Origin of the sequence: Thermosipho japonicus (assembly GCF_014201655.1) — a bacterium.
GTDB classification, from domain to species: Bacteria; Thermotogota; Thermotogae; order Thermotogales; family Fervidobacteriaceae; genus Thermosipho; species Thermosipho japonicus.
This window is the reverse complement of the sequence record NZ_JACHEX010000001.1, coordinates 423,276-448,507: the sequence shown is the minus strand read 5'-3', so window position 1 is coordinate 448,507 and position 25,232 is coordinate 423,276. Positions and strand designations below refer to the sequence as shown.

The window sequence follows — 25,232 nt, the reverse complement described above, 5'->3', positions numbered from 1 at the left end:
TCAATATCTGATTCTAGGATCTAGGATTGCGTATAAAATATCGGCTACCAAATGAGCAACTAAAATAAATACACCTGTAAATGTAAGGCACCCCATAGCAAGTGGGGTATCTTGAACAAGTGTAGCATTTAAGAGTGTAAGTCCCATACCTTTCCAAGAAAACATAGTTTCAGTTATAACACCGCCACTTACTGTTGAGGCGAGAGATAATACAAAACTTGTAACGAGCGGTAAAAGTGCAGTTCTTGCAGCATGCTTGTCTCTTACAACTTTGTCTGGAAGACCTTTTGCTTTTGCAGTTGTAATATAATCTTCCTTTATAATTTCAAGCATTGTATCCCTCATGACTAACATGCTTCCTGCAAAGCCAAGGATGGTAAGAGATATAACCGGAAGAACAACATGGTATATAATATCAAGCGCATAATAGCCATATCCATTAAAAAGCCAATATAATACTACTAATATAATTCCCGAAAGCGATATCGAAAGTACTGATATATTTTTAGCTTTTTTCGTTTTCATGAAAGATGCAACAATTATACCAATTACCCAGAATGCGACTAAAACAAAAGCACTTAGCAACAATCGTATAAATACATCTTGGGTTGAGAAGTTAACATTTAGCCATTTTGATGGTTCTATAAAACCGCTTAATGGGAAAATACCTAATACAACACCAAATAACCATATCATAATTAACATAAAGAATGGTGTAAATATTGTCCAAAATACAATTCCAACAAATGTTGCGACTTTATCTGAAATACCTCCTCTTTTCCAAGCTATTCTTTTTCCAAGATTGTATCCCAAAATATATGAAGATAAAGTTGTCATTAAAAATAGAAAAACTGTTCTTGGAAGTCTTTCTGCAATTATATCTTCGACTCTTTTCGGATATTCTGAAAAAGAAATTCCAAGTTCAAGATTAAAGAAATTTCTCATATGTTTTGCATATTTTACATACCACGGGTCATCGACACCAAACAATTTTTTAATTTTTTCCATCATTTCAGGTTGTTTCATTATTTTAGGATCCAAAAATTTTGAAGTGTAATCTCCAGGCATAGCAAGGAATATAAAGAAAACAACTGTAACATATATAATGAGTAATATTAGCATTTGATACAGTCTATTTCTAATAAATTTGAATAATCCTGGCAGTGGTAGTGAAAATAAGTACAATACTATTGAAAGTAAATAATTGAATCTTGGGCTGAAAATGAATAAATACTTAAAATTAAAAAAGGCTGAAAAGTAAAGAATTAATGTAATGATTAAAAATACATAGTGGTGGATCTTTTTTGTGTTTGTTGTAGTGATTATAATTCCTAAAAGTGGGAGAATTAATCCAAAAGCGATTTTAGATGAAAAAAACAACGTAATTATGAACAATATTCCTACTATAAGCTGTATCGAAAGTTTTGTCTTCATTTTCACCTCTCCTTTTTGTTAAAATAGCCCCCCTCAAACGAGGGGGTGAGAAATTATTTTACTTTCATAACATTTTCTGGGAATCCATTGTAATTTTGGATACCATCAAGAATGTCTGTGTATGGGAATGCTATGCTATCTCTGTACGCTTCATATATTGGAGTTGTAAAGAGAATAATGTAAGGGAGATCTTCTGCAAGAAGTTCTTGTGCAGCCTTAATTGCTTCAACCGCTTCATCAAAGTTATCTGCCATTTCAAACTCTTCAACAAGAGCATCAAATTCTGGATTGTTGTATCCTGGTGTATTAAATCCTTCTGGTGCCATTTGATCTGATGCCCAGAAACTCTTGAAATATGTTGGAACTCTTCCTATACCCCAACCCAACATGTACATATCAAAATCAACTTCATCAAATGCTCTAGTAACTATTTCATTAAAGTCTGTAAGTTTTACGTCGATTGGAATTCCTAAATCTTTTGCCCATTGTTCTATGTAAATAGCTGTGGTTGCTCTCATAGGATCGTATTCTCCGGATGGAGAGAGTAGTTCAAGGTCTGGAACATAATTTCCATCTGGTCCCTTTAATCCTTTACCTTTTTTGACTACTGGGTTTGCGGTGTTATTTAAGTCAAGAATTGGTTCTTGATCCCAGCTAAATCCAGCTTTTTTCAAAAGTTCTATTGCAAGTTGGTATCTTTCGCCTCTTGAGAGTCCTTCACCTATTGTTTTAACGTCAGAGTTATACCAGAATGTATTTGCAGGTGGAACAGGAGTTGCAAGAGGAATTGCTTTTCCTTGCAATACCCTATTACAGATATAGTCTCTATCTATCAATGCTGCAATTGCTTGTCTGAATTCTTTAATATTGAATGGGAATTTTCTTAAGTTAAATGCTAAATATCTAAAGCCTAGTGAAGGATTAACTGTAAGTTTTATGCCAGGTACACCTTTTAGTGATTCAAATTCACCTGATGTTAATCCATTTGGATTTAAAACAAAATCAACATCACCTTTTTGGAGTGCCTGAAGTGCTACTGACTTGTTTCCATATATCCTGTAGATTATTTTATCTACGTAAGGTCCATTTTCAACGGTCAGTTTTACATTGCCTTCTGGAGAAGGATTTACACTTGTCCATTTATAACCAGAATTTGGATTTTCAATGACAAATCCTCCATTTTCATAGAAAATGCTTTTTTCACCTTGGGCCCAATAGAAATCTTTATCAACTTCTCTTTTTACTTCAACAAATGCACCTTTTTCGATCTTTCCAAGATTTAATGCAGTGATTCCTGGATCTACTACTTCTTGACTTAATAGCCAATTAACAGGATTTTCTTGTTTTTTTGCTTTTTCTACATATGGTTGCCAGAAGTTTTTAGAGACTATAGCTGTCATGAGTGTGTCGTAGTAAATTGTCATTGTTTTCTTTTCTTCGAAGTAGAATTTTACTGTCCATGGATCTATTTTTTCAACTTTCTTAGGTTCATATGCACCGGTCCAGTTTCCGCCTGGAATTTGCATTTCTTGGATAGTATTATATGTGAAAACAACATCGTCTGCGGTAAATGGTGAGCCGTCACTCCATCTTAAATCTTTTCTTAGTTTTACGGTTACTGTATACATTCCATTTTCTTCGACAATTTCTGGGATTTCAGCTGCTGCGGATGGTATTAACATTCCATCTTTATTCATTCCAAGGAGTGATGGATATTTCCAAAGCTGAATATAAAAATTCCATGCTGATGAACCTGATCCAAGTAAGTTCCAGATATTTGTGGTTGTGATATCTTCTAGTAATGCATAGTTAACTACTGTTTCAGCAAACATAAATAATGATAACAAAATAGTTAAGAATACGAACAAACGTTTCATAAAACGACCCCCTCCTTTATGAAAGTGTAATAAAAAATACCTTTTTGTAACAACGCAACTATTATTATACAAAAAATGAAACAGATAAGTCAAATTAATACAATAATAATTTTGATAAAATATATAAGTGCAAAGGGGTGATTTGCTTGTTATATATTGAATCCGGAGAATTAAAAGGTAGAAAAGTTGAACTGGTTCCAAATGCAAATACAAGATATACGCCAGGGAAAGTAAGGTTGGCACTTGTAAGTATGATTGATTTAAAAGAAAAGACAGTTCTTGAACTTTGTGCAGGTAGTGGAGTGGTGGGGTTTGAATTTTTGAGTAATGGAGCAAGCAATGTATTTTTTGTGGATGTTTCAATAAAATCTACAAAGACAATTGAAAAAAATGCAAGGAACTTAAATGTGAAAGATAAAATAAAAGTAATAAGAAAAGATGTGAGGATATTTTTAAAAAGTGCAAAAGAAAAATTTGATATTGTCTTTATGGATCCGCCTTTTAACCTTGGAATAGTTAATGAATTACTAAACTTTGTTGGTAATGTGCTAAAAGAGGATAGCATTCTTATTGTTGAACATTCTAAAAAGGAAAAATTAACACCTCCTGATTATTTGGAGGTGTTATCTTCAAAAAAATATGGAGATGTATTGATTGATTTATTTAAGTTAAAAGATGTACTTTAAGTATTTCTTCATTGTTAGACTTATTGCAATTGTTCCAACAAGAAGCAATGTAGATATAGCGTTTATTGTCGGTGAAATTCCAAATCTTATCATTGAATATATTTTAAGAGGTAATGTTGTAGAACCTGGGCCTGCAACAAAGAATGTTATAACAAAATCGTCAATTGACAAAGTAAAAGACATGAAAAACGCTGCTAAAATTCCAGGGAATGCCACAGGAATTATTACTTTATACAATGCAACACTTTTTGTTGCTCCCAAGTCGTATGCTGCTTCAACGATACTGTATTCAAAGTCTTGAAGCCTTGAATAAACAATCATCATAGCATATGAAAGAGAAAAAGTAGTGTGTGCAATAAAGATTGTAAGCAAACTTAGACGAATCTTTAACATGACAAAAAATATAAGTAGAGAAACACCTATTATTATATCTGGAATTATTAGAGGAAGATAAGAAATAATCCAAATTGTACTTTTACCTCTAAACTTTTCCCAATAAAGTCCTATAGCGGCTAAAGTTCCAAGTGCAGTTGCTACTAAACTTGAACTAACAGCAACTAATATAGAGTTAAAAAATGCTCTCCATACATCGTATGAATCAAAGAATAGTTCTTTGTACCAGTGCAAACTAAAACCGGTCCATACTGGAGACTTAGAGTTGTTAAAAGAAAATAGAATAACAATAAAGATTGGTACATAGAAAAATACAAAAGTAAAGATTGTAATTGTTTTTGATAGTGCCCCAGGTTTCATGTATGCACTTCCTTTTGAGTAGATTTTACAAATAGTAACACACCAATTAGTGTTGCAAGAGTTAGTATAGAAGAGATTGCAGAAGCTGCAGGCCAATTTTTTGCCACGGTAAGTTGCCTTACAATTTCATTACCTATCATTTTTGAGTTTACTCCTCCAACGAGATCTGGAATGGCATAAGAACCAAGAGCAGGTATGAAAACAAATAAGGTAGCAGTTATAAGTCCGCTCTTAATATTAGGAATTAAAACCTTGAAAAAAGCCTTAGTTTTGTTACATCCTAGATCAAAAGCTGCTTCCAATATTGATTTTTCAAGTCTATCTATAGAAGCAAAAAGTGGAATAATTGCATATGGCAAATAAGTATAGACTATAACTAGAATTACTGCATAAGGATTATAAAGAAACTGTATGTAGTCATTTACTAACCCTATTTTTCTTAAAACTTGATTAATGATCCCGTTATTTCCTAAAACAAATATCCATGCATAGATTCTTATTAGTGAATTTGTCCAGAATGGGATTACAACTAGTAAAAGTAATAAGTCTTTTATTTTACTATTTGCAATGTAGTATGCAACAGGAAGTGCTAATAAAATTGTTAGTAAGGTTGCTACAAATGAGATCCATATGCTTCGCCATAAAATTTTTAAGTATCCTATAGAAAAAAGTGACTTATAACCTTCCAAAGAAAAGGAAAATTCTACTCCACCATATATAGATTTTTCCATAAAACTAAAGCTGAGGACTATTAAAACGGGTACTATGAAAAAAAGAACTAACCATATACTGTATCCAGAAACGTATTTCACAATTAGTTCACCTCAACAATAAAACTGTCATTAGGATCCCAGCTAACAAATACTTCGTCTTTCCAAGTCAAAATAGGTTCATCGAGGAGATAATTTACATGTTGTTTGTATACTCTTAAAATAAAACCATTGTCAAGTTTTACAAAATATCTTGTTTGATATCCCATGTAAATTTCTTCTTCGATAATTCCGTGAAATACATTTTTACCGGTTAAAGGCTTTTTAGAAATTTTAATCTTTTCAGGCCGTAAGGTGAGAAGTATTTGATTTTTTTCCTTTACTTCTTTGTCTTTATAACAATAGAATTCTCCTATACCGGGTGCTTCTATCTTTAGCAATTCTTCATTAATTTCTAAAACAATAGCTTTCATTAAGTTTGTCTCACCAATAAATGTTGCAACAAATTTATCAGCAGGGCTTTCATAAATTTCATATGGTGTACCATATTGCACAATTTTTCCTTCGTTCATTACAGCAACATGGTCAGAAATGCTTATTGCTTCTGCCTGATCGTGAGTTACATATATGAAAGTTATTCCAACTTGATCGTGCAGATTGTCAAGTTCAATTAATAACTCTTGCCTAAGTTTAGCATCAAGGGCACTTACAGGTTCGTCAAGTAAGAGAACTTTGGGTTCATTTGCAAGAGCTCTTGCAATGGCTACTCTTTGTCTTTGACCACCTGAGAGTTGGTTAGGTTTTTTATTAGCATGTTCTTCCAATCTAATTAAATTTAGTAATTTTTCAACTTTTTCTTTAATTTCGTCTTCTGAATATTTTTTTAGCCTTAGTGAAAACGCAATATTTTCAAATACGTTTAAGTGTGGAAAGAGTGCATAGTTTTGGAAAATTGTATTTACTGGTCTTTTATGAGGAGGTATTGAAAGAATAGAAACATTGTCAAATTTTATATCTCCTTCATCAGCATTTTCAAGTCCAGCTATAATTCTCAAAAGAGTTGTTTTACCACAACCAGAAGGACCAAGAAGGGAGAAAAATTCTCCCTTCTTGATTTCAAGGTTAACATTTTTTAATACTTGAAAATCTCCAAACCATTTATTAATAGCTTTAATTGACACATGACTTCCTATCATTCTTTTTCACCTTATTTACATAATTATTTCTTGCCATGCTTTGTTATATAATTCTATTGCATCGCCTAAATCATTTATAAATTCACAGTTTTTGAGATCTTCTAAAGTATAAATAGGTTCACTTGTAATATATTTTCTTGCTTCTGTATTTGGTGAAGGAAGTCCTAAAAATTCGGCAATTATTGCAGCGTTTTTAGGGTCAAGAATGTGATTTATAAATTTGTATGCAAGATCAACATTTTTTGCATCTTTGAGTATAACCATGTTATCGATCCATAAAGTTCCACCTTCTTTTGGAATAAAGAAATCAAAATTGTCTTCTTCACCTTCTGGAACTCTCTGGAATATATCTTCACCGTATCCATGGACTACCCAGTATTCACCGTTTACTATTCCATTTGCATATGAAGATGCATCAAATTTTACAATATTTTTTTTCCATTTAAGAATCAATTGTTTTGCTTCTTCTATTTCTTTAGGATTTGTTGTATTAACAGAATACCCTAGATATTTTAATGCTCCACCAAATACTTCTCTCATATCGTCAAGAAGTGTCATTTTTCCTTTCAATCTTTCATCTTCAAATATAGCCCATGAATGTTCATAATCTTTTACATATTTTTTGTTAACAGCAATTCCTGTAGATCCTAGCATGTATGGTACGCTATATTCGTGATTTGGATCGTAAATTGTTTTTAAAAGGATTTCTTTGTCTAGATATTTAAAATTAGGTATTTTTGAAAGATCTAATTTTAATAACAAACCTTCTTTTTTCATTATTGATACGTGATCTCCCGATGGGAAAACTATATCGTATCCACCACCACCGGCTTTGATTTTTGCATACATTTCTTCGTTTGAAGCAAAAGAATCGTAAACCACTTTACAATTGTATTTTTCTTCAAAAGATTTTATTACCTCTTCTGGGATGTATTCTTCCCAGTTGTATATGTAAAGTACTTTCTTTTTAGGAATTGCAACAAATGTAACAACTACAACAACGGCAATCAATATTAAAGTAATCCAGAATTTTTTCATTTTTGTAACCTCCTTTACGGTATTTTTTTCAATAAAAATGGATGGACGAGTTGTCCATCCAAGAGATTATTAAATTGATTTATACATTATAAATTTTCTAATTCCTTTTTTAAGAAAGTTGGTAAGGCAAATGCAGCTTTGTGAATTTCTTCGTTGTAGTATTTTAATTCTTCACCAAAGTTCTTAACTTTTTCAGGATCAAAGTCTTTAATAGGATCGATTCCTTTTGATGCAAATGTGTAACCCCACATACCACTTGGATAAGTTGGCATAAATCCAAGGTATAGTTTTGTAACAGGGAATACTTTCTTTATTCTAGAATATGCAAGTCTTAACCAGGCACCATCGTACAACCAATCTTCTGATTCGGCAGAAAGTGTACCATTTTCCTTGAGAGCATCAAAACATGCTTTATAGAAATCTTCAGTAAATAAGTGTCCCCCTTCACCTGCTGTAGGATCAGTTGAATCAATTATAATTACATCAAATTCATTTTTAAAATTCCTTACAAATTGAGATCCATCTTCAAAGACAAGTTCTACCCTTGGGTCATCCAATTTTGAAGCTGTGACAGGGAGATATTTTTTTGCTGCTTCGACAACCATTTCGTCAATTTCACACATTATAACTTTTTCTACACTTTTGTGTTTCAATACTTCTCTTACGCTTCCGCCGTCACCACCACCAATTACTAATACCTTTTTTGGATTTGGGTGCATGAACATTGGAACATGAACTAGCATTTCGTGGTAGAAAAAGTCATCCTTTTCTGTAGTCATCGTAATTCCATCTAATGAAAAAACTCTACCAAAGAAATCCGTTTCGAAAATATCTATTCTTTGATATTTACTTTGTGCACTATAAAGATGTTTATTCATTTTCATGAAAATACCACAATTACCTGGAGTGTAATATTCAAAGTACCAGAGATGTCTGTTAGGTACAAAGCCATATTGCATTCCATCGATTATTTTTTCTTCGGACATACTTACACCTCCATTTTATGTGGGGAATTTTCTGGAATTCCAATTTCGTCGTATTTTCCCCTTAAATGTTCTACAACATGTACTCTCTGAGATTTCAAAACTTCTTTTAGATATGTAAAAGCCTTCCATGGATCTACATCGTCTCCACATGTAAACAAATCTACAGCGGCGTAACCGTATTCAGGCCATGTATGAATTGTTAAATGAGATTCTGATATAACTACTACTCCACTTACTCCGTAAGGGAGGAATCTATGGAATGAGGAGTTAACTAGCGTAGCGCCAGTTTCATACGCTGCGTTTTTCATTGATTGCTCAATTTTTTCAACATTGTCAAGAATTTCCTTGTCACAGTCATAAAATTCTGCTATGATATGTCTTCCTAAGCTTTTCATAACAATCCCTCCCCTTTTAAAGATTTTTATTCAATATCTATCCAAAGAAATTTTACACTCTTTTCATATGGGTTTCTTATTTTATGTTTTCTATCTGAACAGTAGTAAAAACAGTCGCCTTGATTTACTTTATACACCTTACCATCTAAAATTAATTCCAACTTCCCACTTATTACGTATCCAAACTCATCACCTTCATGTGGATCTTCTTCTTCTGTCTCAGCACCTGGTGCTAATTCAATAAGTTTCGGGTCAATCGATTTATCTTCGATATTATCCATGAGTATATATCCTTTTATTCCGTATTCATCCAGGTACATTGGAACTCTTTCACTTGCTTTAAATACTATTTTTTCTTGTCTTTTATCTGTAGAAAAGAAAGTTTTTAAATCGCTACCTAAAACTCTTAAAATCCTTTCTAAAGTGTCTATTGAAGGCGATACCTGATCATTTTCAAGTTGAGAAATAAAACTTCTTGAAAGATCACATCTGTCTGCTAGCTCTTCTTGCGTGTACCCCCTTGCAATGCGTAAAGTCTTTATTTTCTTACCTAATTTCAATATCCCACCCCATGTGATGTCTATAATACTGAACAAAAAATGTCTATGATACAGAACATATTATATAACCATTTTGCTATTTTTTGTGTGAAAAAAGGGTAACTTTAATGTAACAAATTTGATGTTGATACCGTACGTATGGAAAGTTGTTATTTGAAAGTAGTCATGTATAATGTATAATAAATAAATAGAATAACGAAAGGAGGAGAAGATGGTGATATTGTTTGGTACTGGTGGAATACGTGGAGTTATGAGAGAGGGAGAATTTGATGAGAAAACTGTTATGGTGGCAAGTAAGGGCGTTTCAAATTACATGAAAGATAATAATCTTAACAAAATTATAATAGCATATGATACGAGAAATAATTCAAGAAAATTTGCAAAATTAGCAGCTCAAGTTTTTTCTGCGGATAATCACGAAGTTAAAATTTTTGATAGACCTGTACCAACACCTGTTTTATCGTTTGCAGTTAGATATCTAAAATATGACATGGGAGTTGTAATTACAGCGAGTCATAATCCACCAGAATATAATGGTTACAAAGTTTATACTTCAAACGGAGTTCAGGCAGTACCAAGTATAACTAATGTATTATCAAGGTATGTAGAAAACGCTTGGAATTTACCAATAAATTTATCAGAAAATTATGAGTTTGTTGGAGATGATATTTTAAATGTTTATATTAATAAAGTAGTAGAATTAATTTCTACAGATTTGAGTGGTCTTAAGGTAGTTTATACTCCTCTTCATGGTACAGGTGCATTCCCTGTAGTTAAAGTTTTAGAAAAGTTAGGAGCAGAAGTCATTAAGGTAGAGGAACAAATGGTTCCAGATGGTAATTTTCCAACGGTTACTACACCAAACCCTGAGGATGATGAAGCGTTGGTGTTGTTATATAAGTATCAAAAACAGTACGGTTCAGATTTAGCAATAGCCACTGATCCTGATTGTGATAGAGTAGGTGTTGTTTGGAAAGGTAAAAGACTTACGGGAAATCAAGTAGGAATTTTAATAGCAGATTACTTATTAAAAGATGCAGATGAATCATCGATGATTGTAAAAACTATTGTTACTACTAATATGGTAAAGCCAATGTGTGATGAAAAAGGAGTGAAGCTATTTGAGACTCCAACAGGGTTTAAATTTATTGGAGATCTTGCAGAAAAAAGTAGTTATAAATTTTTATTTGGTTTTGAGGAAAGTTGTGGTTATCTTACAGGTGATATAGCAAGAGACAAAGATGCAGTAATAGGTTCTGCTTTAATTGCATCTGTTGCAAAACACTATGATTTAATTGAAAGATTGAATCATTTGTATGAAAAATATGGCTATTATTTTGAAAGATTGTTGAATTTTAAATTTAAAGAGCTTTCAATTGCAAAAAAACTTTATGAAAAAATTAAAGCAGGGAATATCCCATTTGATGCTAATATAGTAGATTATTCAAAGGGATACAAAGATATTGAACCTAATGAAACTATAAAGTTAGAATTTGAAGATGCATCTATTTTTGTTAGACCATCTGGAACTGAACCAAAACTAAAAGCTTATGTTATGGTTCACTCAGATAATAGGGAATATGCTGAAAAAAGGCTTCAAGAACTTTCGGTTTCCTTTTCCTCTTTCATTGAGAGTATGATCTGAATAAATCCATCAAAAAGATTGCATAGTTCAGGAAAAGTACTACAAAATATTTCCATTTCAACGTTTACAATATCCACATCTTCTCTGTAAATGGGACCAGTTATAGAGTTTAAGGTCCCATTTTTTTTAACATTTTCAATTGTTGTTTTTAAAAGGCTTTCCATAACTTCAAGGAACATTTTGTTTGATAAATTTGCATTTTTATAAAGTTTTTCGGCAAGGTATACAAGTGCAAGTGGAAAGTTACTCATTAAAACTGCAGAAAGATGATAAAGAACTTTTGATTCGGATGGAATTTCAAAATATTTCCCGCCAAGCAAATTTACTATTTCTTTTGCAATTTTTGTATTTCCTTCAATTCCAAATACCACATCTTTAAAGTTTGTTTCCTTGCCTATCACAGGACAATTAGGATGTATTGATGCAGGATTCCATTCTTTTGGAAATATTGTTGAAGAATGAAACCCGCTAAAGTGAATAACAGTATTTCCTTCGGAAACAAAATTTTTAATTAGGTCTACAGTATCTGGTAAAGCTGAATCATTTATACCAACAAGTACTATATCTTCAAATTTAAAATTGTCATTATATGTTACTGGAATACCTTTTCCAAGTTCATTAGAGAGTTTTTTTGCTTTGTTTAAATCACTTGAAAGTATGTATCCAATATCTACTTTATCTTTTAGATTATAAGAAAGTGCAGTGGTTACTTTTCCAACGCCAACTATATTTATTTTCATATTTTCCCCCCTAGAGTAAGCTAGTTAAAAAACTTAATATTGGTGATATAAAAAGTGCAGGAAGAAAATTCCCAACTTTTGTATCCTTTATATCAAGTATTTTTAATCCTATTCCTATTACCATTACTCCACCTACTGCAACCAAGTCATTTAAATATAAAGGATTTGTTAAAAAAGAAAGTTTTGAGGAAAGAAGAACTAATGAACCTTGAACCAGTAAAACTGAAATAGCAGATAGCATAACTCCAAGACCATATATCGATGAAAGAACTATTGAGGAAATTCCGTCGAGTAGTGATTTCATGTAAATTAATGAACCGTCTTTGGTAAGACCTGCGGTAATAGAACCAATAATTGTCAAGGGTCCTACTAAAAAAAGGATTGAAGATGCAACAAAGCCAGTCGAAAAGTCACCTTCTTTAATACTATCACCGATTTTTTTTAATTTACCTTCTATATTTATTAATTCTCCGATTATTCCACCAATAGCCATAGAGCCTAATACTATTAAAAAGTTGTTGGCTTTTATTATCATATTTATAGCCATACCAATTGTACTTAGTCCGACTGCAAAAAAGAGAATTTTTTTGATGTTTTCCGGGAATCCTTTTTTTAAGATTATTCCAATTAAACTTCCGATAACAATTGCTATTGCATTTACAACAGGTGTAATCATATTCTTACCTCCTAAATGTATATTACAAATGCACCTGAAATTAGTAAAATTGTTCCAAATATTCTTACTTTAATTTTTTCTTTAAATATAATGTATGAGAATAGTACGGAAACCAACGCTGAAATCATAGAGACAGGTTCTGCAATGCTAACATCCATATATTTAAAAGCCATTAGCAGTGCAAAGTATGCATACGCATTACAAAAACCACCTAATATAAGGTATATTATGTTTTTCTTTGTATAGTCTATATGTATCTTCACATTTTTGTGTGATAAAAAACTTATGATAAAAAAGTAAGTTGTAATTATTAAATAAACACCAAAAGAATAACCAAGTTTGTTGAATGATGTAGTAAGAAATCCATCAATGACTCTACCTATTGCCATAAGTAGAGAGGAAATAATCATAGAAAGGGCACCTTTACTTTTTAATATATTTTTATATGAACTTGAGATTGATTTTTCTTTTTTTAGGTACGAAATACCATATATCATTAGAAAGCTACCGGCAATTTTTTGTATGGTAATTTTTTCGCTTAAAAATAAAAAACTTATAAAAATTAAAAATATAGCATTTATATTATAAAGTGGTGCTACAACTGAAACATCTTCGTTTGATAGAGCGTACATATATAAGAAAAAGGAAAAAGAATATATTGTTCCACTTATTAAAGATACTTTTATTATATCAAAATTAAGATAGTTTATAAACGGTAAAAACATTAATGTTGAAAAACCGAAAAAACCCCATGCAGATATGATTGGTGAGGAATTTTCTGTTAGTATTTTTCCAAATATCCTCTCAAAACCGAGTAAAATTATCCTAATTGTTATCCACATCATATTTTTTTAAGTACTCTTCTTGTTTTTGAAACATTTCTTTTGCATTGGTTGTATCATATTCATGGTCATAGCCTGCTACATGCAATGCTGCGTGTATTAAAACTGTAAGTAATTCCTTTTCAAAGGTATTAGAAAATTTCTCGGCATTTTCTTTTATAACATCTTCACATACGAATATTTCTGCATATAAATCGTCGTCACCGTATACAAAGGTTAGTACATCTGTTGGAGTACTTATATTTCTATATTGGTTGTTTAATTTTTCAATTTCATCTTTATCGATAAAGACCAAATTTACATTAACATCTTTACCTATTTCATTTTTTAGAATTTTATCCATATATTTTAAGTATCCTTCTTCAATTTGTTTGTTTGTTGTTATCATTTGCCTGCACCACCTTTTTGATTTCTTCTTTAGGGTACTCTATTCTTGCTTTTGTGATATTTACAATAACTTTTATAAATTCATCTATTATCAATTCCAATTCTTTTAGATTTAACCCAGATTCATCTAATTGCCTTTCATTGTAAATAGAAGAAACAATATTTTCTACCAAGTCTTTTATTCTTTGATAATTTGAAGAATTTAAACTTTTTAATGCGGCCTCTACGCTATCAGCAAGCATTATTATTCCAGCTTCTTTGAATTGTGGTTTTGGACCAGGATATCTAAATGAATCTTCAGATACATTTTCTTCAATTTCTTTTGCTTTATGATAAAAATATTTTTGTACTCTTGTACCGTGGTGTTGCGGTATTATAAATTCTATTGTTAAAGGAAGTCTATATTTTCTTGCTAATTCTATACCTGATTTAACATGGTCTTCTAGAATAAGATGACTTAAGAAAGGACTTATGCTATCATGAGGATTTTCTTGATTGTCTGGAATATTTTCTACAAAGAAATAAGGTCTTATCATTTTACCTATGTCATGAAAATATGAGGCAACACGTGCAAAAGTTGAATTAGCACCAATTCTTTCTGCTGCTGCTTCAGCAAGAGTTGCTACCATAATGCTGTGATAATATGTTCCAGGTGCTTGAAGAGACAGTCTTTTTAAAAGTGGATGATTCATATTTGCAAGTTCTGAAATTCCGATGTTTGAGTATATTCTTGTAAAATATTCTATATATGGTAGTGTACCAAGTATTATTATAGTTGAAATGAAAGGATTTAGAACTCCATAGGAAATGTCGTAGATATTTAAATATAAAGGTTTTAGAGGGATTTGATCAAGAAGTAAAATCAATGATAGAAAAGAGGTGAAAACGGCAGATTTAGCAATCTCTATTCTTCTATTTATATTCCTTATCAAAAAGTTCATTAATAATATTTGAGATATCATGTATATAGCACTATAAAAATCATTTATATGGAAAGCTATTAAAATACTTTGCAGTATTCCTGCAGAAAATCCGGCTATGTACGAAGTTAGTAGCGTTAAAAGTAGTGAAGATATTAGAAAAGGAGAGAGTGTTAAATCAAATCGCTTAATTGAAATGTAAGTTATAAATACTCCAAAAATAAAAAGGAAATAAAAAGTATTTTTATATAATTTATGTAGTCTAAAATAATAAACCTCTTCAAATACTTTTTCTATTACTAGATGCCAGACAATAATTAGAAAAATAAACTCATAAATCGCTTTTATAATATTAAAATCAAAAAAATTTAATAAAGTAACAGTAATGAAAGAAACAATTACACCATCGAAGTTTTTTAATGGTATTTTCTTCACTCTTTTACCCCTTTTTCATAGACTTCGTAAGCTTTTATTATTTTTTTTACAAGAGGATGTCTAACAACGTCTGCTTCACTAAGATAAACAAAGCCAATACCTTCAATTCCTTTAAGAATTTTTTCTGCCATTACGAGCCCTGAATTTTCTCTAATATCAATTTGTGTTATATCTCCAGTTATAATTGCCTTTGAATTAAATCCAATTCTTGTAAGAAACATTTTCATTTGTTCATAAGTTGTATTCTGGGCTTCATCAAGTATTATAAATGCATTATTTAAGGTTCTACCTCTCATGTATGCAAGAGGTGCGATTTCTATTATATTTTTTTCTCTATAGGATATGAATTTTTCGAGAGGTAGCATATCCATTAGTGAATCGAATAATGGTCTTAAATATGGATCTACTTTTTCAGAGAGATCACCTGGTAAAAAACCAAGCTTTTCCCCTGCTTCAACTGCAGGGCGGGTTAATATTATTCTACTTACTTTCCCGCTTCTTAAATAATCTACAGCAAGTGCAGAGGCAAGGTACGTTTTTCCAGTTCCAGCAGGTCCAATTACAAACACTATATCATTTTTTTCTACTGCATCAATATAGGCCTTTTGTCCCTTTGTTTTTGGTTTTACCCTACCTCGAGCAATAGTTTTTGTAACAACGTTGGAAAGAGCTTCTTCTTGAGTTTCCTCTTCTTTTTCAGAAACAAGGTATTCAAATTCATGCTTATCTAACAAATGACCGTCGCGGGTAATATTAATCATTTCTTTTATTATACTTTCTACAATTTCAATTTTCTTTTCATCATCACCTCGAATAAATATATCATTTCCTCTTAAACTAATTTCAAGTCCGAATTTCTTTTTCAAGTACCTCAGTCTATTATCGTATTGTCCAAACACTTCAACGACAAATACGTCTTTTGGTATAGATATCTTTTTTAACACGTAAGCACCTCACTTTAAATTTTGCAAAAGTTGCCTTGCTTCTTCTTTTGCTTCTTCATGTGTAGCATTTAACAGTGGATAAGCATTTGAATTTATAACTATTTCATATTCTTTTTTTGCCTCTTCAACTTTTCCCATTTTTTCATATAACTTTCCAAGTTCCAGATGTATATTTGGATAATTTGGAAGAATTTCTAAGGCATCAAGTAAGTATTTTTCTGCTTTTTTATAGTTTCTCAGAGGCCATGGAACATCTCTATAGCGCATTCCCATTGCAATTAATGCAAGTCCTTTATAAAAGTTATCATCAAGAATTTCAATAGCTTTTTCGATGTAGTTGTCAAAATCATTTAACATAAAAAGACTTTGAATGATTCCTTTATACTGAGCCAACCTTCCAACTATAGCCCCTGCAACATAATATGCTTTACCGTTATTTGGATTTTCTTTAATTTCTTTTTTAATAACTTCAAGAGCTTCAGTATATAATTTTTCTTTGTTTTCAGAATTTCCCCATAGCGCATATTCCATTAAAGCTTCTGCGTAAATGACATTATTTTGTTCTTTTTTTGCATTTGATATAACGTCTTTTATTAGGTTAACATCATGAAAATTCCTTGCTTTTATAAAATTTTCTTCAAGACTATTTGAAAAAAATACGCTAGATAAAAGAATCAAAAAAATAAGAGCAACTTTTTTCATAGAAACTCCCCCTATCCCCCGTTTTTAAGCAATTATACCATATTACACAAACTTTTTATTGTTTCCGTTACTAATGATGATACACTCTTGGTTTCTTTGCTATTGATAATATGTTTGACCTTCTTTAGAACTATTGTTTCAGCATGTTTTTTAATCCTTCTATTTAGGCGTTTTTTTAATTCTCCGTTTTTTGAAAAGTTATAAAAACAATCATTTATACTCTCAACTAATTTGTCCACTCCTACTCCAGAAGTTGCAATAGTTTCTATGATAGGCTTTTTAACATTGGAAAATGATAATGTATATTCCAATTGTACTTTTAGAGAATTTGCACCATCTAAATCTGCTTTATTTATAACATAAATATCACCGATTTCCATTATACCAGCCTTTAATAGTTGAATTTCATCACCATTTCCTGGAGATAAAACCAATATTACCACATCCGATGCAAATACAACGTCAATTTCGCTTTGTCCTGCCCCTACCGTTTCTATAAGTATATAATCAAAACCGAATGTATCCATCAATTTTATTACATCAAATATACTTTCATTAAGCCCGCCAAGACTATTACCACTTCCCATACTTCTTATAAAAACTCCATCATCCAGGAAATGTTTTTTCATCCTTATTCTGTCACCTAAGAAGGCACCACCAGTGAAAGGACTAGATGGATCTATTGCGATAATACCGACAGTTTTCCCCGCTTCTCTTAGTTTTGTAATAATAGCATCAACAAGCGAGCTTTTTCCTGCACCGGGGCTTCCAGTAATTCCGATGATTTTTGAACCCGAAGATGGCAATTCTTCTATGAAAGATGTATCTTCATTGTTTTCAACATACGTTATAAGTTTTGCCAATGCTTTTTGATCTTTTTGTTTTAATTTTTCAATTAATTCTTTCAATTCTATACCTCCGCAAAAAGTCCTTTTATTCTTTCTACAATTTTTGAAAGGGGTGTCCCAGGACCAAAAACTTCTTTTATTCCCATTTTCTTAAGTTCTCTTGCATCATCTTCTGGAATTATTCCACCGACAAATACGGGAATATTTTCTATACCATTTTCTTCCATAAGGTCTAATACTTTTTTGCAAATACTCATATGTGCTCCAGAAAGTATTGAAAGTCCTATAACATCAACATCTTCTTGGATAGCAGCTTTGACTATTTGTTCTGGAGTCTGTCTAAGACCTGTATATATTACTTCCATACCAGCGTCTCTCAATGCTTTTGATACAACTTTAGCTCCTCTATCATGACCATCAAGTCCTGGTTTAGCAATTAGTACTCTTATCTTTTTTTCCATGTTTTCTCCCCCTATTCAAGTTCAATTAATACTTGACCTGTATCTACGTTGTCTCCTTCTTTAACCAATACGTTTTTAACAGTTCCGGAAAATTCAGAGATAATTTCATTTTCCATTTTCATAGCTTCCAAAATAACCACTTTGTCGCCTGAATTAATTTTTTGACCAACTGAAACCAAAACTTTTAATACTATTCCTGACATTGGGGCAACAACTTTTGCTCCAGAAGATGGGGTTGCTACTTCTTGTTTTGGAGCAGGTTTTTCTTCAACAGTTGATTGAGGTTGTATTAGTTTTGTTTCATTTTCGACAACTGGCTCAGGATTTGGAGCGCTCTGAATCGATTGAGAGCCACCTAATTCTTCAACTTCTACTGTGTATTCCTTTCCGTTTACTCTAACCTTGAACTTTCTGACCATCCTTTTACACCTCTCCATCCAGTTTTTTTCCAGAAGGTCCATTCTCTTTTTCTGTTTTTCTTTGATACAGATATTATTCTTATATTACTCCCCATTAACGCGTATATAGCAGCCATGACAGCTGCGATTTCTTCTTCACTTTCTTCACTCTCAAGTAGAATATTTTTTTCGTTTGTTACTTCTTGAGAGTGAATTTTTTTAGGTAATTTCATAGAAGCTTTTTTTGAGAAAAATCCAAAAAGCAAGAAAACAAAATATAGAATGAAAAATATTATAAATACTGTTACAAGACCTATGAAGGTAATTATAAACATTTGCATTTATTTCACCTCATAATGGTATATTTCCATGCTTTTTCTTTGGCCTTGGTTCAACTTTTGTTTTTCCGTATTCTAGAGATTGAGCAATAAATCTTCTAGTTTGTCTTGGATCTATTACTGCGTCAATATAACCTCTTGAAGCAGCTACATATGGGTTTGAAAATGCGTTTTTATATTCTTCAATCTTTTGTTTTCTGGTTTCTTCAGGATTTTCTGAGTTTTCAATGTCGCGTTTAAAAATAATATTTGCAGCACCTTCAGGTCCCATAACTGCAACTTCGGCTGTTGGCCAAGCTGCAACAAAGTCTGCACCAAGGTGTTTACTTCCCATTGCTATATATGCTCCACCAAAGGCCTTCCTTAATATTATTGTTATTTTTGGAACAGTTGCTTCACTATATGCATAAAGTAATTTAGCTCCGTGGCGTATTATTCCACCGTGTTCTTGTTTTGTGCCAGGAAGATATCCTGGAGTGTCTACGAATGTGACAATAGGAATATTAAATGCATCTAAGAATCTAATAAATCTTGCAGCTTTGTCTGAAGAATCAATATCAAGAACACCTGCAAATACATTTGGTTGATTTGCAATTATACCTACTGGATAACCATTTATCCTTGCAAAACCTACTACTATGTTCTTTGCAAAATGTTCGTGAACTTCTAAAAATTCGCCATTATCTACAATTTTCTTAATTACATTTTTAACATCGTATCCTTTTTTGGAATCTGGTGAAACAATATTGAGTATTGAGTCATCAATATCTAAATCTTGTGTAGAAGATGTTACAAAAGGTTCTTCCATATTATTTTGTGGAATATATGAAAGTAATTTTTTTGCAATATTGATTGCATCTTCATCGCTTTGTGCTACAAAGTGTGCATTACCACTTTTTGAATTATGAATGAAAGCTCCTCCAAGATCTTCTTTAGTTATTTCTTCACCTGTAACTGCTTTAATTACATTTGGACCTGTGATAAACATTTGAGCAGTTTTATCAACCATTATTACAAAATCAGTAATTGCTGGTGAATAGACTGCGCCTCCCGCACATGGACCGGCTATAATCGTGATTTGAGGTATTACACCTGAAGCAAGGGTATTTCTAAAGAATATTTCACCATAACCATACAATGCATCAACGCCTTCTTGTATTCTTGCACCACCTGAATCGTTAATTCCTATAATTGGTATGCCTAACTTCATTGCAAGATCCATTATTTTAACGATTTTTTTTGCATGCATTTCTCCTAAAGAGCCGCCCATTACTGTGAAATCCTGCGAAAATGCTGCGACAGGTCTTCCATTAATTTTTCCAATTCCAACAATTACTCCATCTGCGGGTAATTCTTTTTTATCAAGTCCAAAATTAGTGTTCCTATGTTTTACAAATTTATCAATTTCTTCGAAAGTGCCTTCGTCAAATAAAAGAGCAACCCTTTCTCTTGCAGTTAATTTTCCTGCTTTATGTTGCTTTTCAATTTGTTTTTCTCCTCCACCAGATTCAATTTTTTCTTCTAATTCTTTGAGTTTTTTTATTAATTCTTCCATCGTTTTTCCTCCTTTTAGTGATTTCCTTCTACTAATTCTAACAACACGCCGCCAGTTGTTTTTGGATGTAAGAACAGTACCTTAGTTCCTCCAGCACCTTTCTTTGGTTCATCTGAAAGTGGTTTAAAACCAAGATTTTTTGCAAGTTCTACAGCTTCATCAATGCCTGATACATTAATAGCTACATGGTGAATTCCTTCACCTTTTTTCTCTAAAAATGATGAAATTTCAGAATTTTCATTAAGTGGTTCAAGCAATTCGAATCTTGTTTCGCCAATTTTTACAAAGTATACTTTTAATCCTCTTTCTGGTAGTTCTTCTTCCCCACTAACTTCAAGCCCAAGAAAATCTTTGTAAAGTTTCAATCTTTCTTTGGCATCTTTTACTGCTATGCCAATGTGATCTATTTTATTTGACTTCAAAATCATCACCTCCGCTAAAATTTTAACATTGCTAAGGTAGTTAATCAAATTTAGAAAATTACGATTAAAGCCAGCCAAGCAGCTTCATTGTCCTTTTAGTAAATGATTTAATAGCTTTTTTTTCAACATCAGTGCCACTATATAATTCTTTAAACTCTTCGGGTGTTAATTCGGTTAATTTTACATCTGTATGAGCAATTGCGCTTTCTGTATAATTTTCATTAATTAGTGACTCAATTCCAATAACGTCATTTTTTTCCATTTTTTCTTCTAATTGACCAAATTTTATTACTACTTCGCCAGACTTTATTAAATAAACTGATTTTGCTTCTTGACCTTCCTCAAATATTTTTTCTCCTTTTTTTATCTCATTTGTTTTCATTTAGCATCACCTCAACATGCTTGGCAATTTCCGAATAAGTAAGCCACATTACATTTCCTTCTTCTTTGTAAACAAGTGCTAATAAATTTAGTGCATTGTGGCATAATTCTAAATCATCTGAATAATGTAAAATTATTTTCTTACAAAGTAGTTTTGCTATATATCTATCTCCAAGTGTGGAATAAACTTTCTTTGCAGTGTCCAATATGAGATCTCCGCCAAGTTTTGAGTCTGGGAATTTTTTGAAAAAGCTTTTTATATAATTTACTTTTGTGATCATTTTTGAATCATCTATTGATTCAATTAGATTTATAGCTGCTTCTTCATCGTCGGGTAGATTATCTGAAGTAAGCGACAAGAGTGTTTCTACTTCTTCTATTACATTATCAATATTCTCCTCGTCAATTACGAAGTCTTCTAAAGAAAAATTTTCTTCAGCATTTTTGTTTTTTCTTAATTCAATTAATCTTTTTAAAATGTTTTCAAATTCATCTGATAATTCTACCTCTTCAATTTCCGATTCTTCGATAGCAGAGACATCACCAAAAAGAGGGATTTCAAGTAAATATTCAGCAATTGCAATATAATCACCAGGGTTCAATATTACGGGTCCAGATTTTTTTAACTCACGTACTTTTCCACTTTTTAATTTATAAAGTTTTCTAGGTACTTCATTAGTTGTAAAAATAATTCCCTGGATTTTCATTATTTCACCTCTTGACTTTTAATTTCTTTTTTCCTTTCTTTTCTGCAACTCTTCTCTCTTTTCTGTTTACAAGTGTAAATTCATCGTGTTGGGTATTTATTTTTTTCAGCTCGTTTTCTGACTCTTTTTCGGCTTCATCAGTGATTTTTCTTATGTTTAATGTATAGATTATAGTTTGTTCAAATATTTTTGCCATCATCTCATCAAACATTCTAAATGTTTCCTTTTTAAATTCTAAGATTGGATCTTTTTGACCATATGCTCTAAGGCTTACTGCTTCTTTTACATGTTCAACTTCTTCAAGATATTGTCTCCAATTTTCGTCTATTACACGTAATGCTATGAACTTTCCAATTTTTGGGAAATCTTCTCCCAATTCTTCCTTTTTATTTTCAAATTTTTCTATTAAAAGATTTTTTAGATATTCTTTTAGTTCGTTTCTAGTATCAGGTAGTTTATCAAGACTAATATTTAATATTTTTAAAGATTCTTTTATTTCTTCTACATTACAAACGCCTTTTTCACAAAATTCTTCAAGCCTTCTTTCAATAAAGTCATCTATTGCATCGTTAAAGTGTTCATCGATATTTCCTGAAAGTAAATATTCTCTATAACTATATATTGCTCGTCTTTGTGTGTCCAAAACAGTATCCATTTGAAGCAAATTTTTTCTTATTCCAAAATTTATACTTTCAACCTTTTTTTGAACTCTTTCTATTAATTTTGTAAGCATAGGATGGTATATAGGCTCGCCTTTTTCAATTTTTACTAGATTCATTATTTTTTCAAGTTTTTCTCCACCAAATATTCTTATAATATCATCTTCTAAGGACAAGAAGAATATAGATTCACCTGGGTCACCTTGTCTTCCAGCTCTACCTCTAAGTTGGTTATCTATTCTTCTACTTTCATGTCTTTCAGTTCCGATTATAAGTAACCCGCCTAACTCCTTTACACCGGGACCTAATTTAATGTCTGTACCCCTACCGGCCATATTAGTTGCAATTGTAACTGAACCTTTTTGGCCAGCTAATGCAACGATTTGAGCTTCCTTTTCATGATGTTTTGCATTTAAGACGTTGTGAGGTATTTTTTCTTTGCTTAGCATTTTACTCAATCTTTCACTTTTTTCAATGGATGTTGTACCCACTAAAACAGGTTGTCCTTTTTCATAGCGTTTTTTAATTTCTTTTACGACTGCCTCAAATTTTTCGTTTTCTGTTCTGTAAATTAAATCGTCTCTATCTATTCTGATCATTGGTTTGTGAGTTGGAATAACAACTACTTCCATACCGTATATTTGTTTAAATTCTTCTTCCTCTGTTTTAGCAGTTCCTGTCATACCAGAAAGTTTTTCATACATTCTAAAGTAATTCTGGTATGTTATAGTTGCATAAGTAACCGACTCTTCTTTGATTTTAACTCCTTCTTTTGCTTCAATAGCTTGGTGAAGCCCTCCGCTGTATCTTCTTCCTGGAAGAAGTCTACCTGTGAATTCATCTACTATTATAATCTCGCCGTTATGTATAATATAATCTACATCTTTTTTAAACAGGTAATGTGCTTTTAAAGCATTTAGTAAGAAATACATTTTATTAACGTGTTCAGGGTCATAGAGATTTTCTATATTTAAAAGTTTTTCGATATATTCAATACCTTCGTCTGTTAGTATTACAGATTTTTTCTGCTCGTCTATAGTAAAATGCTTGTCTTTTACAAGCTTTTTGGCAATTTGATTGAAGCGAATATAATCTGAAGCTTTTGTTTTTGATGGACCACTTATTATCAAAGGAGTTCTTGCCTCGTCTATAAGGATACTATCTACTTCATCTACTATCGCATAAAAATGTCCTCTTTGAACTCTATCCTCCAGGTCAATTACAAGATTATCTCTTAAGTAATCAAATCCAAACTCTGTATTTGTTCCGTATGTTATATCACACTCATATGCTTCTTTTCTGCTGATTTCCTTCAATTCAACCTGATAAGCTTCTAGCGCTTCTTTATTTTTTACCTCATCTTCAAGAAATTCTCCATTAAAACCTTGAGGCCAAACACTCAAATTTTCATTTAACGCCTTTTTTGCAAGTTCTTTATTTTTCCAAATAACCTCATACGATTTGTTTTGTGTGTTTATAACGCCGACTCTAAGTCCCAAAGCAAGATATATAGGTCCCATCCACATAGCGTCTCTTTTTGCAAGATAATCATTTACAGTTACAAGATGAACACCTTTTCCAAGTAGTGCATTTAATACAACCGGCATAGTTGCAACTAGAGTTTTTCCTTCACCTGTTTTCATTTCTGCAACTTTCCCCTCATGAAGAACCATTGCACCTATAAGTTGTACATCAAATGGTCTTAATCCAATTACTCGTTTGGATACTTCTCTTACTATTGCAAAAACTTCTGGAAGATATTCGTCAATATTTTCAAGTGTAATATTTTCTTTAATTGTTTTCATGGAATTAATTAATTCAGTTAATTTTTTACTTTCAAGGTTTATCTTTTTGATCTTGTTTACTTTTTTCCAATATTTTTTTATAACCCTTTCATTTTTGTCGAATAATTTCACAATTCTTCCTCCTTTTTAAACTCATCAAAAAATAATTTTCCTCCTTTTTCATAAATAAAGACTGGATTTTTATAATTATTGTTTACTTGATGTTTTACTTCTCCAATTTGAACTAGAGGAGTGTTCATTGAAAGCGCAAGAATATATGAAGGCTTAATCTTAATACCTGCACGTACAATTCCACTACATTGGCCAAAAATTACAATAGAACCATTTGCAATTATTTCAGAACCAGAATGTACGTTACCTACAATTATTAAATGGCCTGTGTGATTTAGTTTTTGACCTGATCTTATATTTTTAATTATAATTAGCGTCGTTTCTTTATCTTCTTCTCTTTTTATTGGAGTTTCTTTTTCATCATAATGTTCAGTCAATATTCCTTTAACTTTTAGATTATAACTTTCAAATTTTTCAATTATTTTGGGAATATCATGAATTTTTTCTTTAAAATTTTCAATTTTGATCATTATTTTTTCGCTATCATCAAAAAACTGTCTTATATCGTGCATTTTATTGTCAATCTCTTTGAATAATGTGTCTAATTTTTCATATTTATCAATGTAAAAAACAATTCCAGATTTAAAGATTTTTAAGTTAAACAATAGTGCTCCCCCCTAA

General features: G+C 31.6%; 28 protein-coding genes. 2 read left to right on the top strand and 26 right to left on the bottom strand.

The genetic code is table 11. From position 1 onward, the window contains the following. Both HNP65_RS02450 and HNP65_RS02445 read right to left on the bottom strand, forming a co-directional pair. Positions 1-1,434, bottom strand: coding sequence for an ABC transporter permease (locus HNP65_RS02450; protein ID WP_184618786.1), 1,434 nt, complete (start codon positions 1,432-1,434; stop codon positions 1-3). A 53-nt stretch (positions 1,435-1,487) separates the two neighbouring features. Further along, a complete protein-coding gene (locus HNP65_RS02445) occupies positions 1,488-3,311 on the bottom strand; it encodes an ABC transporter substrate-binding protein (protein WP_184618785.1) in 1,824 nt (607 codons plus the stop codon). 146 nt (positions 3,312-3,457) lie between these two features. Between HNP65_RS02445 and rsmD the strand changes: the two genes are divergently transcribed. Continuing rightward, positions 3,458-3,997, top strand: coding sequence for a 16S rRNA (guanine(966)-N(2))-methyltransferase RsmD (rsmD, locus tag HNP65_RS02440; RefSeq protein ID WP_184618784.1), 540 nt, complete (start codon positions 3,458-3,460; stop codon positions 3,995-3,997). Here rsmD and HNP65_RS02435 read toward each other — a convergent pair. The 7 genes from HNP65_RS02435 to HNP65_RS02405 all read right to left on the bottom strand — a co-directional run bounded on the left by HNP65_RS02435 (position 3,980) and on the right by HNP65_RS02405 (position 9,635). After that, positions 3,980-4,750: an ABC transporter permease gene (locus HNP65_RS02435; protein WP_126993341.1), complete on the bottom strand. Its 771-nt coding sequence runs from the start codon at positions 4,748-4,750 to the stop codon at positions 3,980-3,982. The genes rsmD and HNP65_RS02435 overlap by 18 nt on opposite strands. Beyond that, positions 4,747-5,562 carry an ABC transporter permease subunit gene (locus HNP65_RS02430; protein WP_184618783.1) on the bottom strand — a complete coding sequence of 272 codons (816 nt, stop codon included), beginning with the start codon at positions 5,560-5,562 and terminating at the stop codon, positions 4,747-4,749. Before HNP65_RS02430 ends, HNP65_RS02435 begins: the two co-directional genes overlap by 4 nt. 2 nt (positions 5,563-5,564) lie before the next feature. Beyond that, positions 5,565-6,656 (bottom strand): ABC transporter ATP-binding protein, encoded by a 1,092-nt coding sequence (locus HNP65_RS02425; protein WP_184618782.1) that lies wholly within the window; start codon positions 6,654-6,656, stop codon positions 5,565-5,567. 15 nt (positions 6,657-6,671) lie between these two features. Then, complete coding sequence (locus HNP65_RS02420) at positions 6,672-7,694, bottom strand: extracellular solute-binding protein (protein WP_184618781.1); 1,023 nt, start codon at positions 7,692-7,694, stop codon at positions 6,672-6,674. An 86-nt stretch (positions 7,695-7,780) separates the two neighbouring features. Next, complete coding sequence (gene speE, locus HNP65_RS02415) at positions 7,781-8,680, bottom strand: polyamine aminopropyltransferase (RefSeq protein WP_184618780.1); 900 nt, start codon at positions 8,678-8,680, stop codon at positions 7,781-7,783. A 2-nt stretch (positions 8,681-8,682) separates the two neighbouring features. After that, positions 8,683-9,075, bottom strand: a complete 393-nt coding sequence (speD, locus tag HNP65_RS02410) for an adenosylmethionine decarboxylase (protein ID WP_004101797.1) — start codon at positions 9,073-9,075, stop codon at positions 8,683-8,685. Between the two features lie 26 nt (positions 9,076-9,101). After that, positions 9,102-9,635: a cupin domain-containing protein gene (locus HNP65_RS02405; protein ID WP_004101799.1), complete on the bottom strand. Its 534-nt coding sequence runs from the start codon at positions 9,633-9,635 to the stop codon at positions 9,102-9,104. Positions 9,636-9,849: 214 nt separating this feature from the next. Between HNP65_RS02405 and HNP65_RS02400 the strand changes: the two genes are divergently transcribed. After that, positions 9,850-11,280, top strand: a complete 1,431-nt coding sequence (locus HNP65_RS02400; protein WP_184618779.1) for a phosphohexomutase domain-containing protein — start codon at positions 9,850-9,852, stop codon at positions 11,278-11,280. Here the strand turns inward: HNP65_RS02400 and HNP65_RS02395 are convergent. From HNP65_RS02395 to minC, 17 genes are read right to left on the bottom strand one after another with little or no spacing between them, the layout of a single operon-like run. Further along, positions 11,232-12,020 (bottom strand): Rossmann-like and DUF2520 domain-containing protein, encoded by a 789-nt coding sequence (locus tag HNP65_RS02395; RefSeq protein ID WP_184618778.1) that lies wholly within the window; start codon positions 12,018-12,020, stop codon positions 11,232-11,234. The two genes, HNP65_RS02400 and HNP65_RS02395, sit on opposite strands and share 49 nt — an antisense overlap. 10 nt (positions 12,021-12,030) lie before the next feature. Next, positions 12,031-12,696 carry a DUF554 domain-containing protein gene (locus tag HNP65_RS02390; RefSeq protein ID WP_184618777.1) on the bottom strand — a complete coding sequence of 222 codons (666 nt, stop codon included), beginning with the start codon at positions 12,694-12,696 and terminating at the stop codon, positions 12,031-12,033. A gap of 11 nt (positions 12,697-12,707) precedes the next feature. Then, positions 12,708-13,538, bottom strand: coding sequence for a DMT family transporter (locus HNP65_RS02385; protein ID WP_184618776.1), 831 nt, complete (start codon positions 13,536-13,538; stop codon positions 12,708-12,710). Further along, positions 13,522-13,926: an rRNA maturation RNase YbeY gene (ybeY, locus tag HNP65_RS02380; RefSeq protein WP_184618775.1), complete on the bottom strand. Its 405-nt coding sequence runs from the start codon at positions 13,924-13,926 to the stop codon at positions 13,522-13,524. Before ybeY ends, HNP65_RS02385 begins: the two co-directional genes overlap by 17 nt. Then, a complete protein-coding gene (locus tag HNP65_RS09950; protein ID WP_184618774.1) occupies positions 13,901-15,280 on the bottom strand; it encodes an HDIG domain-containing metalloprotein in 1,380 nt (459 codons plus the stop codon). The genes ybeY and HNP65_RS09950 overlap by 26 nt, the downstream gene beginning before the upstream one ends. Then, positions 15,277-16,224, bottom strand: a complete 948-nt coding sequence (locus HNP65_RS02370) for a PhoH family protein (protein ID WP_126993350.1) — start codon at positions 16,222-16,224, stop codon at positions 15,277-15,279. Before HNP65_RS02370 ends, HNP65_RS09950 begins: the two co-directional genes overlap by 4 nt. 9 nt (positions 16,225-16,233) lie before the next feature. Continuing rightward, positions 16,234-16,926 carry a tetratricopeptide repeat protein gene (locus tag HNP65_RS02365; protein ID WP_184618773.1) on the bottom strand — a complete coding sequence of 231 codons (693 nt, stop codon included), beginning with the start codon at positions 16,924-16,926 and terminating at the stop codon, positions 16,234-16,236. Positions 16,927-16,958: 32 nt separating this feature from the next. Next, positions 16,959-17,834, bottom strand: coding sequence for a methylmalonyl Co-A mutase-associated GTPase MeaB (gene meaB, locus HNP65_RS02360; RefSeq protein ID WP_184618772.1), 876 nt, complete (start codon positions 17,832-17,834; stop codon positions 16,959-16,961). A gap of 2 nt (positions 17,835-17,836) precedes the next feature. After that, positions 17,837-18,235, bottom strand: coding sequence for a cobalamin B12-binding domain-containing protein (locus tag HNP65_RS02355; protein WP_184618771.1), 399 nt, complete (start codon positions 18,233-18,235; stop codon positions 17,837-17,839). Positions 18,236-18,246: 11 nt separating this feature from the next. After that, the gene (locus HNP65_RS02350) at positions 18,247-18,654 is read right to left on the bottom strand and encodes a biotin/lipoyl-containing protein (protein ID WP_184618770.1); all 408 of its coding nucleotides are present in this window, start codon (positions 18,652-18,654) and stop codon (positions 18,247-18,249) included. Continuing rightward, complete coding sequence (locus tag HNP65_RS02345; protein WP_126993355.1) at positions 18,627-18,974, bottom strand: OadG family protein; 348 nt, start codon at positions 18,972-18,974, stop codon at positions 18,627-18,629. Before HNP65_RS02345 ends, HNP65_RS02350 begins: the two co-directional genes overlap by 28 nt. Positions 18,975-18,984: 10 nt before the next feature. Next, a complete protein-coding gene (locus tag HNP65_RS02340; protein ID WP_184618769.1) occupies positions 18,985-20,526 on the bottom strand; it encodes an acyl-CoA carboxylase subunit beta in 1,542 nt (513 codons plus the stop codon). Between the two features lie 14 nt (positions 20,527-20,540). After that, the gene (gene mce / locus HNP65_RS02335; protein ID WP_241230001.1) at positions 20,541-20,954 is read right to left on the bottom strand and encodes a methylmalonyl-CoA epimerase; all 414 of its coding nucleotides are present in this window, start codon (positions 20,952-20,954) and stop codon (positions 20,541-20,543) included. Positions 20,955-21,012: 58 nt separating this feature from the next. Then, complete coding sequence (locus HNP65_RS02330) at positions 21,013-21,330, bottom strand: Crp/Fnr family transcriptional regulator (RefSeq protein ID WP_184618768.1); 318 nt, start codon at positions 21,328-21,330, stop codon at positions 21,013-21,015. Next, a complete protein-coding gene (locus HNP65_RS02325) occupies positions 21,317-22,036 on the bottom strand; it encodes a hypothetical protein (protein ID WP_184618767.1) in 720 nt (239 codons plus the stop codon). The genes HNP65_RS02330 and HNP65_RS02325 overlap by 14 nt, the downstream gene beginning before the upstream one ends. A 4-nt stretch (positions 22,037-22,040) precedes the next feature. Then, on the bottom strand, positions 22,041-24,611 hold the full coding sequence (gene secA, locus HNP65_RS02320; protein ID WP_184618766.1) for a preprotein translocase subunit SecA: 2,571 nt from the start codon (positions 24,609-24,611) through the stop codon (positions 22,041-22,043). Further along, positions 24,608-25,216 carry a septum site-determining protein MinC gene (gene minC, locus HNP65_RS02315; protein WP_184618765.1) on the bottom strand — a complete coding sequence of 203 codons (609 nt, stop codon included), beginning with the start codon at positions 25,214-25,216 and terminating at the stop codon, positions 24,608-24,610. Before minC ends, secA begins: the two co-directional genes overlap by 4 nt. Positions 25,217-25,232: the final 16 nt, after the last annotated feature.

Bases quoted from the DNA above. Each gene is read 5' to 3' on its own strand.
- HNP65_RS02325 (WP_184618767.1), bottom strand. From the start codon at position 22,036: ATGAAAATCCAGGGAATTATTTTTACAACTAATGAAGTACCTAGAAAA.
- HNP65_RS02385 (WP_184618776.1), bottom strand. From the start codon at position 13,538: ATGTGGATAACAATTAGGATAATTTTACTCGGTTTTGAGAGGATATTT.
- HNP65_RS02435 (WP_126993341.1), bottom strand. From the start codon at position 4,750: ATGAAACCTGGGGCACTATCAAAAACAATTACAATCTTTACTTTTGTA.
- HNP65_RS02330 (WP_184618768.1), bottom strand. From the start codon at position 21,330: ATGAAAACAAATGAGATAAAAAAAGGAGAAAAAATATTTGAGGAAGGT.
- HNP65_RS02425 (WP_184618782.1), bottom strand. From the start codon at position 6,656: ATGATAGGAAGTCATGTGTCAATTAAAGCTATTAATAAATGGTTTGGA.
- speD (WP_004101797.1), bottom strand. From the start codon at position 9,075: ATGAAAAGCTTAGGAAGACATATCATAGCAGAATTTTATGACTGTGAC.
- HNP65_RS02350 (WP_184618770.1), bottom strand. From the start codon at position 18,654: ATGGTCAGAAAGTTCAAGGTTAGAGTAAACGGAAAGGAATACACAGTA.
- mce (WP_241230001.1), bottom strand. From the start codon at position 20,954: ATGATTTTGAAGTCAAATAAAATAGATCACATTGGCATAGCAGTAAAA.
- HNP65_RS02395 (WP_184618778.1), bottom strand. From the start codon at position 12,020: ATGAAAATAAATATAGTTGGCGTTGGAAAAGTAACCACTGCACTTTCT.
- speE (WP_184618780.1), bottom strand. From the start codon at position 8,680: ATGTCCGAAGAAAAAATAATCGATGGAATGCAATATGGCTTTGTACCT.
- HNP65_RS02450 (WP_184618786.1), bottom strand. From the start codon at position 1,434: ATGAAGACAAAACTTTCGATACAGCTTATAGTAGGAATATTGTTCATA.
- ybeY (WP_184618775.1), bottom strand. From the start codon at position 13,926: ATGATAACAACAAACAAACAAATTGAAGAAGGATACTTAAAATATATG.
- HNP65_RS02445 (WP_184618785.1), bottom strand. From the start codon at position 3,311: ATGAAACGTTTGTTCGTATTCTTAACTATTTTGTTATCATTATTTATG.
- HNP65_RS02340 (WP_184618769.1), bottom strand. From the start codon at position 20,526: ATGGAAGAATTAATAAAAAAACTCAAAGAATTAGAAGAAAAAATTGAA.
- HNP65_RS02390 (WP_184618777.1), bottom strand. From the start codon at position 12,696: ATGATTACACCTGTTGTAAATGCAATAGCAATTGTTATCGGAAGTTTA.
- HNP65_RS02365 (WP_184618773.1), bottom strand. From the start codon at position 16,926: ATGAAAAAAGTTGCTCTTATTTTTTTGATTCTTTTATCTAGCGTATTT.
- HNP65_RS02355 (WP_184618771.1), bottom strand. From the start codon at position 18,235: ATGGAAAAAAAGATAAGAGTACTAATTGCTAAACCAGGACTTGATGGT.
- HNP65_RS02345 (WP_126993355.1), bottom strand. From the start codon at position 18,974: ATGCAAATGTTTATAATTACCTTCATAGGTCTTGTAACAGTATTTATA.
- HNP65_RS02420 (WP_184618781.1), bottom strand. From the start codon at position 7,694: ATGAAAAAATTCTGGATTACTTTAATATTGATTGCCGTTGTTGTAGTT.